This is a genomic window from Brotaphodocola sp. (assembly GCF_050873365.1).
Classification (GTDB): Bacteria; Bacillota; Clostridia; order Lachnospirales; family Lachnospiraceae; genus Brotaphodocola.
Map to the genome: position 1 here is coordinate 64,645 of NZ_JBNMIQ010000007.1, position 16,566 is coordinate 81,210.

14 protein-coding genes are annotated in these 16,566 nt (G+C 49.0%); 12 read left to right on the forward strand and 2 right to left on the reverse strand.

Going from position 1 to position 16,566, the window contains the following annotated elements; all coding sequences use genetic code 11:
• Positions 1-105: 105 nt before the first annotated feature.
• The 9 genes from gmhB to ACR0QT_RS05385 all read left to right on the forward strand — a co-directional run bounded on the left by gmhB (position 106) and on the right by ACR0QT_RS05385 (position 9,631).
• Complete coding sequence (gene gmhB / locus ACR0QT_RS05345) at positions 106-687, forward strand: D-glycero-beta-D-manno-heptose 1,7-bisphosphate 7-phosphatase (RefSeq protein ID WP_432629823.1); 582 nt, start codon at positions 106-108, stop codon at positions 685-687.
• A 127-nt stretch (positions 688-814) separates the two neighbouring features.
• Positions 815-1,474 (forward strand): D-sedoheptulose-7-phosphate isomerase, encoded by a 660-nt coding sequence (locus ACR0QT_RS05350; RefSeq protein ID WP_432629824.1) that lies wholly within the window; start codon positions 815-817, stop codon positions 1,472-1,474.
• Positions 1,475-1,479: 5 nt separating this feature from the next.
• Positions 1,480-2,274, forward strand: a complete 795-nt coding sequence (locus tag ACR0QT_RS05355) for a glycosyltransferase family A protein (protein ID WP_432629825.1) — start codon at positions 1,480-1,482, stop codon at positions 2,272-2,274.
• Positions 2,275-2,323: 49 nt separating this feature from the next.
• A complete protein-coding gene (locus ACR0QT_RS05360; RefSeq protein WP_432629826.1) occupies positions 2,324-4,201 on the forward strand; it encodes a hypothetical protein in 1,878 nt (625 codons plus the stop codon).
• A gap of 117 nt (positions 4,202-4,318) precedes the next feature.
• On the forward strand, positions 4,319-5,095 hold the full coding sequence (rfbF, locus tag ACR0QT_RS05365) for a glucose-1-phosphate cytidylyltransferase (protein ID WP_308450944.1): 777 nt from the start codon (positions 4,319-4,321) through the stop codon (positions 5,093-5,095).
• 38 nt (positions 5,096-5,133) lie between these two features.
• Complete coding sequence (gene rfbG / locus ACR0QT_RS05370; protein WP_432629827.1) at positions 5,134-6,201, forward strand: CDP-glucose 4,6-dehydratase; 1,068 nt, start codon at positions 5,134-5,136, stop codon at positions 6,199-6,201.
• A 106-nt stretch (positions 6,202-6,307) separates the two neighbouring features.
• Positions 6,308-7,651 (forward strand): lipopolysaccharide biosynthesis protein RfbH, encoded by a 1,344-nt coding sequence (rfbH, locus tag ACR0QT_RS05375; protein WP_432629828.1) that lies wholly within the window; start codon positions 6,308-6,310, stop codon positions 7,649-7,651.
• A gap of 23 nt (positions 7,652-7,674) precedes the next feature.
• Entirely contained in the window at positions 7,675-8,520 is an 846-nt protein-coding gene (locus ACR0QT_RS05380; protein WP_432629829.1) for a LicD family protein, read from the forward strand.
• A gap of 163 nt (positions 8,521-8,683) precedes the next feature.
• Positions 8,684-9,631, forward strand: a complete 948-nt coding sequence (locus tag ACR0QT_RS05385; protein WP_432629830.1) for a glycosyltransferase family 2 protein — start codon at positions 8,684-8,686, stop codon at positions 9,629-9,631.
• A gap of 241 nt (positions 9,632-9,872) precedes the next feature.
• Here ACR0QT_RS05385 and ACR0QT_RS05390 read toward each other — a convergent pair whose 3' ends face one another.
• A complete protein-coding gene (locus ACR0QT_RS05390; protein WP_432629831.1) occupies positions 9,873-11,453 on the reverse strand; it encodes a BCCT family transporter in 1,581 nt (526 codons plus the stop codon).
• Positions 11,454-11,810: 357 nt separating this feature from the next.
• Between ACR0QT_RS05390 and ACR0QT_RS05395 the strand changes: the two genes are divergently transcribed.
• A complete protein-coding gene (locus ACR0QT_RS05395) occupies positions 11,811-13,070 on the forward strand; it encodes a ComEC/Rec2 family competence protein (protein ID WP_432629832.1) in 1,260 nt (419 codons plus the stop codon).
• A 135-nt stretch (positions 13,071-13,205) separates the two neighbouring features.
• On the opposite strand, the gene ACR0QT_RS05400 is transcribed toward ACR0QT_RS05395, so the two are convergent.
• Positions 13,206-14,186, reverse strand: coding sequence for a zinc dependent phospholipase C family protein (locus ACR0QT_RS05400; protein WP_432629833.1), 981 nt, complete (start codon positions 14,184-14,186; stop codon positions 13,206-13,208).
• Between the two features lie 271 nt (positions 14,187-14,457).
• Here ACR0QT_RS05400 and ACR0QT_RS05405 point away from each other — a divergent pair, with 271 nt between their 5' ends.
• Both ACR0QT_RS05405 and ACR0QT_RS05410 read left to right on the forward strand, forming a co-directional pair.
• Entirely contained in the window at positions 14,458-14,676 is a 219-nt protein-coding gene (locus tag ACR0QT_RS05405; protein WP_432629834.1) for a hypothetical protein, read from the forward strand.
• Positions 14,660-16,009, forward strand: a complete 1,350-nt coding sequence (locus ACR0QT_RS05410) for an alanine/glycine:cation symporter family protein (RefSeq protein ID WP_432629835.1) — start codon at positions 14,660-14,662, stop codon at positions 16,007-16,009. Before ACR0QT_RS05405 ends, ACR0QT_RS05410 begins: the two co-directional genes overlap by 17 nt.
• Positions 16,010-16,566 lie beyond the last annotated feature (557 nt).

Below are 16,566 nucleotides of genomic sequence, written 5' to 3' on the forward strand. Positions count from 1 at the left end.
TACTCGAGAAATAAAAGAATGAGAGCACCAGAAAAAAGGAACATACTAAGAAAAACAAGAAAATCGTAACAGGTCTAATGAACATGGGAGGACAGCCAGGAGACGATGGAGAGAGTGATTTTTCTTGACCGAGATGGCACGCTGAATGAGGAAGTCAACTACCTGCACAGAAAAGAGGATCTCGTGCTTCTGCCCGGAGTCGCACAGGCACTTGGCGCGCTCAAGCGGGCAGGATACCGCCTTGTCGTGGTGACGAATCAGGCTGGTGTCGCGCGGGGATACTACGGAGAGGATGAGGTAGTCAGCCTGCACGCCTACATGAACGAACTTCTTGCACCACAGGGCGCGCAGATTGACCATTTCTTTTATTGCCCGCACCACCCGGAACATGGAATCGGTGTTTACAAGAAGACCTGTCACTGCCGGAAGCCGGAGACAGGGATGTTTGAGATGGCAGAACAGTACTACGAGATTGACAAGGAACATTCCTGGATGATCGGGGATAAGAAGATCGATGTGGAGGCCGGACGCAATTACGGCGTGCACACGATTCTGGTCGGAACCGGTTACGGTGTTGAAGAGAGAGCGAAGGCAGAAGAAAATCTGCACGAGGGAGAGAGCCTTCCGTGGGATTTCTATGCCGACACGCTTCTTGAGGCAGTAGAGGAAATCTTGAACAAGCATTGATGGTGTATAATTAATAGGTATAAATGAACAGGCATAAATTGCTAAGTATAAATTGTTAGGCATAAATAGAAAAAATAAGAACTTTTTTGAACAGCAATGATTTTGAGAAAGGAACAAAACAGGAAACATGACACAGGGATTATCAGAGAAGGAAGCGAAGATTCTTGATGAGCTGACAGAGCGCTATCCGAAGCTGGAAGCTGTGAAGACGGAGATTTTAAATGCTTATGAACGGCTCAGAGACTGCTATGAGCACGACGGCAAACTGCTGATTGCGGGAAATGGCGGGAGCTGTGCGGACTCCGAGCACATTGTCGGGGAGCTGATGAAGGGATTTGTAAAGCGCAGACCTCTGCCGGAAGAGCTTCAGCAGAAGATCTGTCAGGAAAGTCTGGAACACGGAGAGGACCTTGCGCGCTCGCTTCAGGGCGGTCTCATGGCGATTGCGCTGACCGGACATGCAGGACTCTCGACCGCATTTGCGAATGATGTCAACGGAGATATGACGTTTGCCCAGCAGGTCTGCGGGTATGGCAGAGCTGGGGATGTCTTTTTGGCAATTTCCACGTCCGGAAATTCCAAAAATATCGACTATGCGGTGACGATGGCGAAGGCAAAGGGGATTTCCGTGATCGGACTGACCGGAAAGAATGGCGGAATTCTCGGAAAACGTGCGGATGTCGCAATCATTGTGCCGGAGTCTGAGACATTTAAGATTCAGGAACTTCATCTTCCGGTTTACCACGCGCTCTGTCTGATGCTTGAGGAGCACTTTTTTAAGGAGTAATGAGAATGGATCATCACATCGATCATACATTTGCAGTCTGTGCATACAAAGATTCCCTGTATTTGGAGGAGTGCATCCGCTCGCTGAAACGCCAGTCGGAACCGTCCGAGATCATCCTGTGCACCTCGACGCCGAGTGCGTTTATCGAGGAGATCGCAAAGAAGTACGACCTTCCGCTGTTTGTGCGCGAGGGACAGAGCGACATTCAGGAGGACTGGAACTTTGCGTGTGCAAATGCGAAGACGCGCCTTGTGACGATCGCACATCAGGATGACGTCTACCACCGGGATTATGCGAAGGCGGTGAAAGATTGCTGGGAGCGTTATCCGGATGCTTCGGTGTTCACGACGGACTGTGTGATTCTGCGAAATGGAAAGACCGAACGGCCTGGGCTGATTCACTTTGTAAAGAAACTTCTGCGCCTGCCTCTGCGCCTGCGCCCGCTTGCAGATAGAACCGGAGTCAAACGGATGGCACTGATGTTTGGAAATCCGATCATCTGTCCGTCCTGCACTTATAATCTGGAGTTGCTTACAAGACCGCTCTTTGATTCCCCGTACAAGTTTGCGCTGGACTGGGATATGATGTGGAAGTTTGCGGGACAGAAGGGGCGGTTTGTCTGTGTGGAACGCCCGCTGATCGGATACCGGATTCACGATGGGGCGACGACGAAGGCGTGCATCGAGAACAACCGGCGCTCAAAGGAGGAGACAGAGATGTACCGAAAGATCTGGCCCGACTGGATTGTCCGTGTGCTGATGTTTTTCTACCGCGGGGCGTATTCTGCCTATGAGAAGTAGGCGAGAATAGAAAATATATTTAGGAGAGTTATCATTTAGGAGAGTTATCATGGAAAGAAAACATGTACAGAGAAAAGACAGGGAGGGGGAAGGACTCAAGCACAATTTTGTCAAGCGTCAGATTGAGTGGCGGTCAGAGCTTCTGATTGTGTGCCTGCTTGGGGCATTTGCCTTCTTTGTCAATCGGCATATGGAGATCGAGGGACTTTATATGGATGATCTGTATCAGTGGTACAGTTACAATTCAGAGTCCTTTCTTCAGGCGATCTTCACGTTCGGCGGAAGCAGATGCCGGTTTCTCTACAATTTGGTGGCATGGGTCGAGATGGCGATCTTTGGACCGCATGTGGGCTGGTACGTCCCGTTTAATATCCTGCTGAACACCGGTCTTGCATACACGCTTTACCGGATGGCGCGCAGTTTCAGCCGGAGCAGATATTTAGGAATTCTGTTTGCGCTGATCTTTTTGATGTCCCGCATGTCCTACTACCAGATTGGACAGGCACTTGGACTGATGGAGACGATGGCACTGTGGCTGGCGATTGCGATTCTTTATCTTCTGTATCAGGTTCTTCATGAGCATGACGGAAAGGGAGACCGCCGGATGTTTCTCGCGAGCGGACTCTACTTTGCAGTCTGCTTTGTCCATGAGAGATATATGGTGCTTCTTCCGCTGTTTTTCCTCGTTCTGTTGTTTCGCAAGGAGAAGGATGTGCGCCAGTGGATTGCACCGGCAGTCTCATTTGCAGTGGTTCAGCTGATCCGTTTCTTTGTGATCGGCACGGTTGCTCCTGCGGGAACGGGTGGAACGGATGTCGCAGATACAATGTCGGTCAGCTCTGTGATCAAGTTTGCGCTGAGTCAGATTGCCTACCTGTTCGGAATCAATGCGGGACCAGAGCATTTGAACGGTCAGAATTTCCGCGAAGCTCCGCTCTGGGTCATGATGATGATTGCAATCGCAGATCTGATGCTGATTGTGATGGTTGTTGCGCTGTTTATACGCCTGATTCAGAAAAAGGCGAAGCGCGTGGAGAGAATCCAGACGGTTGTGCTGTTTGTGATGTTCATCGGCGCGTGCATTGCCTGCTCGAGTGTGACGATCCGCGTGGAGATGAGATGGGTCTATGTCTCCTATGCGACGGCGCTTCTGTTTATGGCGTGGATTTACGGCGTGCTGACAGAGGGAATGGCGGAGAAAGGCATCTGGCTTCAGGCGTTTCCGTATCTGTCTGTGCTGACGGTCTATGTGGTGCTGATGCTTCCGGTTGAGAATTATTACCGCGGTCTGTACCCGAATTTGTATTACTGGGCGGATCAGGAGAGATACAACTCTCTTGCAGAGGAGACTTACGGCAACTATGGAGTCGGAATCTTTGGAAAAAATATCTTTGTGGTCGGCAAAAATTTTGAGATGGAAGACTTCACGGCAGAGAATTTCTTCCGCGTCTTCGATCCGCTCAAGAGAGAGGATAGCACGCGCGTCGTTCATGTGAGTGATGTGCGCCAGTTTGGTCTTGTCGATGACAACATGCTCGTGATTCAGGAAGATCCGGAGCACAATCGTTTTCAGGATGTGACGCATGTGGTCAAGACGTTCAAATGTCGTCCGATCTATGGATTTTATGATGATGGCTGGATTGATGAGAAGTCGAAGGTTCAGGTCATGGCGGGAAAGACGGGAAAGATTCATCTGAGTTTCACCTATCCGCGCGATCTGACGGATGACCAGTGGCTGACTGTCTATGTCAATGACGAGCCGGTCGATTACCTGCACTTTACGGAGACTTCGGTGGAGACGGAGATCGAGGCAGAGCCGTATGATGTTGTGACGCTTCGGTTTGAGACGAATTTCTTTGTTCCGAATGCGATGGAGCAGAGAGGAACGACAAAGCTCGCCCTGCTTTTGAAAATGACGGCAGAGTAGAGTGGAGAGTGTGGAGTACAAAACCACAGAAGAGTGCAGAACCACAGAAGAGTGCAGAACAGGATAGAGGTTGCTGTGCAGAAAGAGAAGTACAGAGAAGAGAAAGGAAATACATTTATGAAAGTGGTAATTCTTGCAGGAGGTCTTGGAACAAGAATCAGTGAAGAGAGCCATCTGAAGCCGAAGCCGATGATTGAGATCGGGGGCAGACCGATTCTCTGGCATATCATGAAATATTACTCGGAATTTGGCTTCCATGATTTCGTGATCTGTCTGGGATATAAGCAGTATGTGGTGAAGGAGTTCTTTGCGGATTACTTCCTTCACACCTCAGATGTGACCTTTGATCTTGCAAACAACAAGATGGAGGTACACAACAACTATGCAGAGCCGTGGAAGGTGACGCTCGTGGACACGGGTCTTCACACGATGACAGGTGGTCGTGTCAAACGGATTCAGCCGTACATCGGCGATGAGCCGTTCATGCTGACCTACGGCGATGGAGTCTGCAACGTTGATCTTGAGGCACTTGTGAAGTTTCACAAGAGTCACGGACGCATTGCGACGATCACGACGGTAAACATCGGTCAGCAGAAGGGCGTTCTCGACATCGGACCGGACAACGTGATCCGTTCATTCCGCGAGAAATCGGATTCAGACGGAGCAGTCATCAACGGTGGATTTATGGTGATGAATCCGCAGGTATTTGATTACCTGAAGGATGACCAGACGGTATTTGAGCAGGAGCCGATGCAGAGACTCGCAAGTGAGGGGGAGCTGATGTCGTTCTATCATGATGGATTCTGGCAGTGCATGGATACACAGAGAGAGATGAAAAAGTTGGAGGAGCTGTGGCAGTCGAAGCAGGCTCCGTGGAAAATCTGGAAAGATTAGTTAAGATTGGATATTAGATAAGAAAGGTGGAGAGGTGGTTGAAGATAAGCAGATACAATCTGGAAGCATGTGAAAAATTTTATAGAGGAAGACGGATTCTTGTGACCGGTCATACCGGATTTAAGGGTTCGTGGCTTTGCCGGATTCTGACACTGGCAGGGGCAGAGGTGACCGGATTTTCTCTTCAGCCACCGACAGAGCCTTCGATGTTTCAGATTCTCGGGCTTGAAGACACGATGGACTCGGTGATCGGAGATATCCGCGATTTCAGCGCCATGAAGAAGGTGTTTGATCGTGTACAGCCGGAGCTTGTGATTCATCTGGCTGCTCAGCCGATCGTGAGAGATTCCTATCGAGATCCGGTTTACACCTACGAGACGAATGTGATGGGAACCGTTCATCTGCTTGAGTGTGCGCGCCAGACTCCGTCGGTGAAGTCCCTTTTAAATGTGACGACCGATAAGGTGTATGAAAATCGCGAGTGGGAATATGGCTACCGTGAGTGCGATCCGCTCGACGGCTACGATCCGTACTCAAACAGCAAGTCCTGCTCGGAGCTGGTGACACACAGCTACCAGAAATCGTTCTTTCAGGATGGACGGTGCGCGATCTCGACGGCTCGCGCCGGAAATGTGATCGGTGGCGGAGATTTTGCGAACGATCGAATCATTCCGGACTGCGTGCGCGCAATGGCAGTCGGCAAGACGATCGGCGTGAGAAATCCTTATTCCACGCGCCCGTATCAGCATGTGTTGGAACCGTTGTTTGCCTATCTTGAGATCCTTGAGAGACAGTATGAGGACGGAACGTATGCGGGATATTACAACGTTGGACCGGATGAGTGCGACTGCGTGACGACAGGAGAGCTTGTGACGCTGTTCTGCGATGCCTGGGGCGAGCAGGCGGACTGGGAAAACCAGCATGACGGAGGCCCTCACGAGGCGAACTTCCTGAAGCTCGACTGTTCTCACATCAAGCATGTCTTTGGATGGCAACCGAGATGGCACATCGCGGAGGCGCTTGAGAAGACGGTGGAGTGGTCGAAAGCCTACCTTGATGGGGAGGATATGCTCGAGGTTACCGATCGCCAGATTCGGGAGTTCTAGGGTCGTTGTTTGAGAAAATGAAAAGTTTGTGCGAAGCATGAATAAACGGTAAAAGTTTGAGAAAACGTGAAAAAATGAAGCGGTGAGAGAAAGGATGGATTGCGAGATGGATAAGAAACAGGAAGAGGCACGTCAGCAGATTCTGGATCTGGTGGCAGACTACTGTGAGAATTACCACATCAAAAATAAAAAAGAGTTTGAGCCGGGAGATCGAATTCCGTATGCATCGAGAGTCTATGATGCAAATGAGATGGTCAACCTTGTGGACAGTGCGCTGGAATTCTGGCTGACGTCAGGACGATACACTGATGAGTTCGAGGCAAAGCTGGCAAAGTATCTCGGAGTCAGATACTGCTCGCTTGTCAATTCCGGTTCTTCTGCGAACCTGAATGCATTTATGGCGCTGACCTCTCCGCTTCTCGGAGATCGTCAGGTAAAACGCGGGGATGAGATCATCACGGTTGCAGCAGGTTTCCCGACGACGGTGACACCGATGATTCAGTACGGCGCTGTTCCGGTCTTTGTCGACGTGACGATTCCGCAGTACAACATCGATGTGACTCAGCTTGAGTCTGCTTACTCGGAGAAGACGAAGGCAGTGATGATTGCGCACACGCTCGGCAATCCGTTCGATCTCGGTGCAGTAAAAGCCTTCTGTGATCGCCATAACCTGTGGCTGATCGAGGACAACTGTGATGCACTCGGAAGCCGGTATGAGATTGATGGAGAGGAGCGTTTCACCGGAACGATCGGAGACATCGGAACTTCGAGCTTCTATCCGCCTCACCACATGACGATGGGAGAAGGTGGCGCTGTCTACACGGACAATCCGCTGTTAAACAAGATCATCCGCTCGTTCCGCGACTGGGGTCGTGACTGTGTCTGCCCGTCCGGACGCGACAATCTTTGCGGTCACCGTTTCGACCGTCAGTACGGAGAGCTTCCGCTCGGCTATGATCACAAATATGTGTACTCCCATTTTGGATATAATTTAAAGGCAACAGATCTTCAGGCATCGATCGGCTGTGCACAGCTCGACAAGTTCCCGGGATTTGTGGAGCGCCGTAGACACAATTTCGACCGTTTGAAGACGGCACTTGCCGGAACCGAGGACAGACTGATTCTGCCGGAAGCATGTCCGGGATCACGCCCGAGCTGGTTTGGTTTCCTGATCACCTGCAAGGAAGGCGTTGATCGAAATGCGCTTGTTCAGTATGTGGAGAAGAAGGGTGTTCAGACCCGTATGCTGTTTGCAGGAAACTTAATCAAGCATCCGTGCTTTGACCAGATGCGCGAGAGTGGAACCGGATATCGTGTTGTCGGAGATCTGGCTGTGACTGACCGAATCATGAGAGACACGTTCTGGATTGGCGTTTATCCGGGAATGACGGATGAGATGATCGACTACATGGCAGAGACGATCAAGGAGGCACTGGACGCACAGAAGTAGAGAAGGGAGCGGAGGGATACGATATGGAATATGATCTGACCAGAGTGCATGAGACAAATCTGAAAATTCTCAAGGAGATCGACCGGATTTGCCGAAAATATAAGATTCGATACATGCTGGATGCGGGCACGCTTCTCGGAGCCGTTCGCCACAAGGGATTTATCCCGTGGGATGACGATGCCGATGTGGCATTTACGAGAAACAACTATGAGGCATTCATGAAAGTAGTTCGCCGGGAACTTCCCGACACGATGGAGCTGGTGATGCCGTGGAGCTACCGGGACGGAAAGGCATTTTATGATTTCACGGCGCGAATTATCTACAAGAACAGCCGTACCCATGAGGAGTCCGAGGAGATGGCGTTCTATGGCGGAAAGCTCAACCATCTCTGGGTGGATCTGTTCACGATCGACACGCTCCCGGCAAACAAGCTGGATGCGACGGCGACGCTTCTGATGCACAAGATCATTTACGGAATGGCGATGGGTCATCGCTATCACCTTGATTTCAGCAAGTACAGCCTGTTCCACAAGCTCGCAGTCGGAGGAATGTCGACAGTCGGCAAGTTCGTTCCGCTCTCTGTGCTCTTCCGTTTGCAGAGAATGGTGGCACTCCGGGATCACAAAAAGAAGAGTCCAAAACTTTATTACAGCAATTATCAGCCGGATTACCTCTATGTGACACTTCAGAAGGAATGGTGTGAGGACATCGTGGACCTGGAATTCTGCGACACGAAGCTGATGGCATCCTCCCACTGGGATGAGGTGCTGACGTGGATTTATGGGGATTACATGAAACTTCCGCCGGAGGACAAGCGGGTTCCAAGCCATTCCACGATTGAGATTCAGGTGTTTGATGAGGAAGTTTGATTGAAAAAGTCAGATCGATAACAGGAAGTTTGATACGGATTTTGACGGGAAAGTCGAACAAAAAATCAGACGGAAAAGTCAGACAGAAGAGTTAGATGGAAAACTCAGACAAAAAACTTGGACAGGAAACTTAGACAGGAAACTCTGAGACGAGGGAAATGACATGAAGAAAGTATTGTCCGTCGTGGTGTCTGTATACAATGAGGAGCAGGCACTTCCGATGTTCTACGAGACAACAAAGCCGATTTTGGAGAGTCTTGACTGGGATTACGAGCTTGTGTTTGTCAATGACGGAAGTAAAGATCGAAGTGCAGAGATTTTGCGGGATCTCGCACAGAAAAATCAAAAGGTAAAGGTGATTTATTTTTCCAGAAACTTTGGGCATGAGTCTGCGATGATTGCGGGGATCGATTATGCGTCCGGCGATGCGATTGTGTGCATGGACGCGGATCTTCAGCATCCGCCCCAGTGTCTTCCGGCAATCATTGAAAAGCTGGAGGAGGGCTGTGGGGTCATCAGCATGGTCAGGACGAAAAACCGCTCGGCGGGACTGATTAAAAATATTACCTCCGCAGGCTTCTATGCGCTGATCAATGCGCTTTCCGATGTGAAATTCGAGCCGAATGCCTCCGACTTTTTTGCCGTCTCAAGACAGGCGGGGGATGTGCTTCGGAAAAATTACCGCGAGAGGGTGCGTTTCCTGCGCGGATATGTGCAGAGCATCGGATTTAAGCAGGGAATCATCGAGTACGAGGCGCAGGACCGCGTGGCGGGTCACAGCAAATACAGTCTCAGAAAACTGTTTGCATTTTCGATGAACACGATCATGTGCTTTTCCAATCTGCCCTTGAAGCTTGGCATGTATGCGGGTGTCGGAGCAGTGTGCTTCGGACTTGCGGTGATGATCTATACGCTGTGCACAAGGCAGGGAGCACCGAGCGGATATGCGACGATTGTGATTTTAAACTGCTTTATGTTTGCAGTCCTCTTTGTGATTGTCGGGATCATCGGGGAGTACATGGCGATTCTGTTCAGTGAACTCAAGGACAGACCGATCTATATTGTGGAGAAGACGGATAATCTGAAGAATCCGGGAGAGATGGATTTATAAGAGGTGGATACGTGAAATTGTGAAATATGGATGCATGAGATCATGAAATCTGGATTAAAAAGATTTAGATTTTGGAAAGTAATTTGAGTAAACAATCCGGATGAAACCTGAAAATTGGAATTAGAAGAAGTTGGGACTGGTTCTTGCAAATCGTGACAGATGGCAAGAACCAGTCTTTTTTTGTATGAGGTATGATAAGAAATTGCGTTCTTTTGCATGGATGATTGTGGGCGATTCGTGCCTAGTTTTTCTGCGTTCTATGTTTTGGATTTTTGTTATCCTTGGACTGTTCGGCTTCGCTCTCTTTCAGGTAGTCATTTGCATCCTTGAAAAAGCTCGCGAGAATCATCAGGATGATGATGCCGACCGGAAACGCTGCAATGATTGAGACTGTCTGAAGATTTGCCATCGAGTTCTCGGAGAAGAGCAGGGCAACCGGAAGCAGAATCAGGAAAATCGCCCAGAACAGGCGGACACGGCGGTCAGGTTCCTGATCGTGGTCGAGTTTTTTGTAGGTGTAGGACGAAGCAACCATCGTGATTGAGTCAAAGGTGGTCGAGTAAAACGTCACCATGCAGAGGACGAGCAGAATCAGGACAAATTTTGATGCGGGAAGCTGACCGAGCAGGGAGACAATCGCCTGGTAGAGGTTGCCATCGGTGGCATAGGTGGTCAGCACATCGATTTTTCCGTGCATCTGGAGTCCGAGTCCGTAGTTTCCAAGAATAATGAAGGAGGTAAAAGTGCCGGAAAGTCCATAGAGGTAACCGCCGAGAATTGTCTGGCGGATTGTTCTTCCCTTGCTGATTGTGCCGATGAAAAACGGTACGGCGACACACCACACCATCCAGTAAGCCCAGTAGAAGATCGTCCAGGTCTGCGGGAATGAGGAGGTTCTCATCGAATCCGTCCACGTTGCAAGTCCGATAAAGTTCTGTGCGAGGTTGCCGAGGGCTGTGATCCCTGCCTCCACGATGAAACGGGTCTCACCGCCAAAAAAGAAGACGTAGGCGAGAAGTCCGAAAAACAGGTAGGTACAGCAGGAAGCGGAGAGTTGTACGCCCTTCATGCCAAAGAAGACTGCAAAGGTGTAGATCGCGCAGACAACAATCAGGATCAGGATTGTCAGACCTGTGGTCTGCGGGATTCCGGTCACGCGGCTGATTGCAAGGGAGAGCAGAGGGGTCGCAAGAGAGAACGTCGTTGCCGTTCCGGCGAGAAGCGCGAAGACAGCGACGAGATCGATGAGGCGACCAGCCCAGCCATCCACGCGGTCCCCGAGGAGCGGTCGACAGGATTCCGAATATTTCTGCTTTTCCCGGTTGCGGACATGGAGCATGAATCCGAAAGCGACGGAGAGAACCACATAGAATCCCCATGGGATCGGACCCCAGTGAAACAGCGGATAGGTGGAAGCCCAGTCCTGAATCGCCCCCATCTCTGCGATATGCGGATCAGAGGCGTAGAGCATCCATTCACAGCAGGAGTAGAACAGAATGTCGGCAGCGAGTCCGGCCGTGAACATCATCGCGCCCCATTGAAAGCCAGAGTACTGCGGTTTTTCGAGGTTTCCGAGTCGGATCTGTCCAAAACGGGAAAATGCCAGATACAGGGAGCACAGGAAGACGCCGAGACCGATCAGCAGGTAATAACTTCCCATCTCATCGCCGAGAAAACTGCGGATCGAGGAGAGAACCTGCGAGGAACGCTCCGGACTGACGACGAACCAGATGCACAGAGCGGTGATACACAAAAATGCGAACACGGTATCAAAGAGATCAAGCTGTGCAAACAGAGGTTTCCTAGAATGTTTTTGATCCATGATAAAATGATCCTCCTTTGGGATGATTCTATGAGCTTTTGAAAAAGTTCTGGGTAACATGTTCAAAAATTACAAAATAAAAATCTTATTGAACATCTTACCACCGGGAGCATCAAAATGCAAGCAGAAAAATTCTTTCGGAATTCTAAAGATTTATTCAATTTTATGAAGATTCGGTGGACAGGGTTTTAGGAAGGTGCGAACTCTGATAAAATATAATAGAGGAGTTATATGATTATATAGAGATATAAAGGATAAAAGAAACAGATTGCAAATTTATTTGAGACAAAAAAGTAAAAGTAGGTTCACAAATTAAGTGGGTTAAAAAATTCTGTGGAGTTCAGGAGAGAGTCGAAGATGGAACAGGGAGTGCGTGATAGGGAAATGAGAAGAACGAGAATGAGTCAGCGGGGAAAGAGCAGAAAGAGAAAAAGAAAAAATGGGAGAAATCCAATTCCGTTTCTTGTCGCTCTGCTTGCAGTGGGAGTGATTGGAATCGCGGGTCATCACCTGGTCAGTGAAGGGATGGAGGCATCGAGGCAGTCCGGACAGGTTCAGGGACAGGAGAACGGACAGAATGAAGCAAATGGAGCAGACGAAGTAAATGGAACCAATGGGGAAATCGCGGGAAATTTTGGAACAGAGACAGGGTCAGGAACAGGAACGAAGAACGGAAATTCTGATGTGACAGAAAATCTGAATGTGAGTGATGCGAGCACTCAGGACACTCAGAGTGTGTCAAATGATCAGGCAGAGCTGATCACAGAGGGAGAAAAGCCTGAGTCGGAGCGGGATACGACACCGCTTCTCGGTGGAGCGGAGCTTCGGATGTTGCAGTCCCAGACAAAGGGACAGATGATGTCGTTTCTGTTGAAAACAAAGTCGGGAAAGCTGATTGTTGTGGATGGCGGAAGATGGGATGACGGAGACTACCTAATGGAGCAGATTCGGAAAGAGGGTGGTCATGTGAGTGCGTGGTTTCTGACGCATGCCCACACGGATCATGTGGGAGCATTGCTCAAACTTCTGACAAATGAGGCAGATGGGGAAGATACCGGAATCACGATCGATCACATTTACTATAATTTTGCGAGCGTGGAGTGGTATCAAAAGCATGAGCTCGGGGATCTCGGAACGGCAATGAGTATTCTTCAGCAGTTGTCTGCACTTCCGGCGGGAGTTTGTCAGACCGTGAAGCGCGGAGATGAGATTGAGGTCGATGATGTGATGATTCAGGTGATGAATGATCGCTATGAGCCGGAGGAAGTCGGGGAGAGAGACGGAAACGATGCTTCGGTCGCGTATCGGATGGTGGTAAATGGAAAATCGATCCTCTTCCTCGGAGATCTCCAGAAGAAAGGCGGAGCGCATCTGCTTGAACAGGCCGGCGGTGGTCTGAAATCCGATATGGTTCAGATGGCACATCATGGTCAGAATGGTGTGGAAGAAAATGTCTATGAGGCGATTCAGCCTTCGATCTGTCTGTGGCCAACTCCTCAATGGCTCTGGGACAATGAGGGCGGAAGCTATACGACACCCGAGACAAAAGCGTGGGTCAAGAAGTTGAATGTGAGTAGGAATTACTGCACAAAAGATGGGGATCAGGTGATTCGATGATTTGAAATAAGAAAAACTGAAATATTTAGATCCGGCAAAGCATGATCTCTCGAAGGAAACGAGGAGTGAGATGGTTTGCCGGATGTTTTTTAGCCAAATTTTTAAGTCCTATTTTAAGTTGGGTTTTTCTCTTACTCAGTCTTCGACGTGGAGACCGCTGTGATAGGAGTAGCTTCCAAGCTCGTCAAGCAGACGGGAGAGTTCCTGTTTGGAAATCTCCTCATTTCCGACAACAGCAGAATTGATGATCGCAAACACGGAGCTACACTTGGCGAGTGACTGACGGAACAGATCCGGGAAGGATGCTCGGGATGCGAGACGACGATCCCATGGGTTGCACCAGATCTCATGGTCAAGGTTCAGACACTTGCGCGGATTTTTGACTTCGTCGGTGACGAGTTTCTGTGAGGCGATCGGACTCCGGCGAAGCAGGCGTTCAATAAAAGCGATTTTGTTTCGCTTGGAGCTGTTGGGATCTGCGAGTGTTCGGCATCCAAAACGAATCGCAAGGATCGAGCGGTAGACCATCGCAGGGGTCACCTGAAAGTTGTTGCTGTAAGTGATTGGATAGTATGCCTCATTGATACATTCGGACAGGAAACGGGAGATAAACTGCATCTCCATTCCATTTAAGCAGATCGAAGCTGCCTGGTTAAACTGGGACGGCTTTTTCTTTTTGTATTTCATGAGCAGAAGCGCGTCAATGTCATTCTCAAGAGCTGCATGAAGACCGTGCGTGTGACTGCTCGGATGCTTGGCATCGTAACCGATTCTTCCATAGACATAGGGATGGCAGATGGAGTCTCCGATGTAATGGCAGAGGTATCCGCAGAAATATGCCAGTCCCTCCTCGCGTTGCTGACGGGAAGAAATCTTTGCGAGGTGCTTTAAATAACAGGAAAAGAAATCCTGAATGTGATGTTCGTGCATGTAGGAACCGACATTTCGATAGTCGCGGTGACGCAGAATCGGAATGTTGTAGAAGAAGATATCCGGTCCCTGAAGACCGAGCTGGTAGAGCCAGCGGTATTTCGCAATGATGTATTTCAACTGGTTGTTGGGGAGGTCGTTGTACGCCTTCATTCCCAAAATATAGTGAGTAGTAAATCCAGGCATGAAAATCCTTCTTTCTCTCAAAAAGTCTGATAAAACGCTGTAAAAATTTATCTGTAAAAACATGTCAGTGACGCTGTGAAAACGTGTTTGATCTGTCTTTATCATAGCATATTTCAGGGGGAAATACGAGAGGAATCCATTACCGTATTCTGGTAAATTCCTGTATATAGCAGGTTGAATTTCGCATATAAATCGCATAGGAATGTAGAAGAAAAACAGAGAAAAAAAGTTACTGTACATGGGTGGAAATTTTCTGAACGGAAAAATCCGTATGATACAGGAACAAATAAAATCTGAGGTGGGCGGGGACGAGAACTATGCGGGTGATACAGGAGTTGCATTTGATTTTGTGGGGACCGTGGACACTGGTCTTGTTTTTGAGCACCGGAATCTGGTTTTTTATCCGTTCCGGGGGCTTTCCGATTGTTCGGTTTGGGTATTGGTGGGACTGTACGATAGGAAGTATGTTGAGAATGACAAGGGAAAATGAGAAAAGCGGGAATGCGAGGAGAGAAGGGGAAACGAGGAAAGGAGACGAGGGAAAGAGAGAGGAAAGCGGGGAAAACAGGGAGGAGGAGCACATTACGGTGTTTCAGTCGGCATGTACAGCGCTTGCGGCGACGATCGGCACGGGAAATATCGTCGGTGTTGCGACTGCGCTGACGGCAGGCGGAGCCGGAGCACTGTTCTGGATGTGGGTCTGTGCGTTGCTTGGGATGGCAACTGCGTATGCAGAGACAAGTCTGGGACAGAAGTTTCGCTTTCGCAGGGAGGATGGGACTTGGATCTGTGGTCCGATGATCTATATGGAGAGGGGGCTTGGAGCTCCTCTTTTGGGAATTTTTTATGCGGGTTCTGCGTGTCTGGCATCCCTTGGAATGGGGAGCATGGTGCAGGCAAACTCGATTCAGGAGACTTTAGAATATGGATTTGGAGTTCCGCCGATTTTGGGCGCAGGGGTGATTTCTGTCTGCTGTGGGCTTGTGATTTTCGGGGGAGCAAAGCGGATCGCAAAGGTTTCTGAGCGGTTGATGCCAACAATGGCAGGAATCTATCTGTTGTGTTCGATCCTTGTGATTGTGCAGTGTTTGCCGGTTCTTCCGGGAGTGATTGGAGAGATTTTTTGCGATGCCTTTTCTTTTCGGTCAGTCGGTGGCGGAATTACCGGAATCTTGTTTTCCAAGAGTGTGCGCTACGGGATGGCGCGGGGCGTGTTTTCCAATGAAGCCGGGCTTGGAAGTCTGGCAGTGCTTCACGGGGCAACGGAGAGGACGACACCGGAGGAGCAGGGTATGTGGGCGATGTTTGAGGTGTTTTTTGACACGGTGATTGTCTGTACATTGACCGGCGTTGTGATTCTCTGCGTGCAGAGGCAGGCGGGGGAAAGTGCAGTCGGAGTCGGGGATGGAGCGGTGCTTGCGTCGTGGTGTTTTGGACAGAAACTCGGAATGGCTGGCGAGTGGATGATGGCAGTCGCGATGATTGTGTTTGCATTTGCGACAATTATTGCGTGGTATTACATGGGAGAGCAAAATGTGCAGTATTTGCGGATGCGTTTGGGTGGGATGATGGAAGGTGGATCAAAAAACAGGGAGAGAACAACACAAAACGGAAAACGGGAGAATCGAGAAAAAGCAGATGGAAATCTGTATCGGATTCTCTATCTGGGGAGTGTGTGCGCGGGAGCACTGTGTCGACTCGACTTAATCTGGGCACTGGCGGATCTTTGTAATGCTCTGATGGCGTATCCGAATCTTTTGTCGTTGTGGATGCTCTCGGGAAATGTTGTTTTTCCGAAAAAAAATGAAACTAAAATAAGATAAATGGATGAAACGATGAATCGAGAAAACCTAAAAAGGAAAGGTACAGGAAAAACGGAAATAGTAAACTAAAAATAAGAAAAAGTAGTATAAAAGGATAAAATAGAATAAACAACGAGAAAGGATCTCTCCGCAGCTGAGAGATCCTTTCCACGTATGTTTTGAAGAGGTAAAAAGGGAGGAGAGCTGATTATTCACGTTCGTATCAGCTCAAAAGTATTATGAAAAAAATCTTTTTGGCACTTCATAAACAACTTGTTTTGTTGTTTATGGTTATAGTATATGGGGAAATCGTGAAGAAATCGTGTTGATTATGTAAAAGGTTTTTGAATGATTTATGAATGAAATATGAACAACAGAGCAAAATCCGTTGCCGGTTGCGCAACGCGTGAACAGTAATGAATATGTGTTACACGAATCGGAAAGTTGTGGGATAAGATATACTTTTCACAGAAAATGTGATAGGATGAGGGACAGGCTTGGTTTATACGATTTTTAAATTAAAAAAATGAGTGAGAACTTGACCGAATCCAAGGGTGATAAGAGAAAGATAAGAGAAA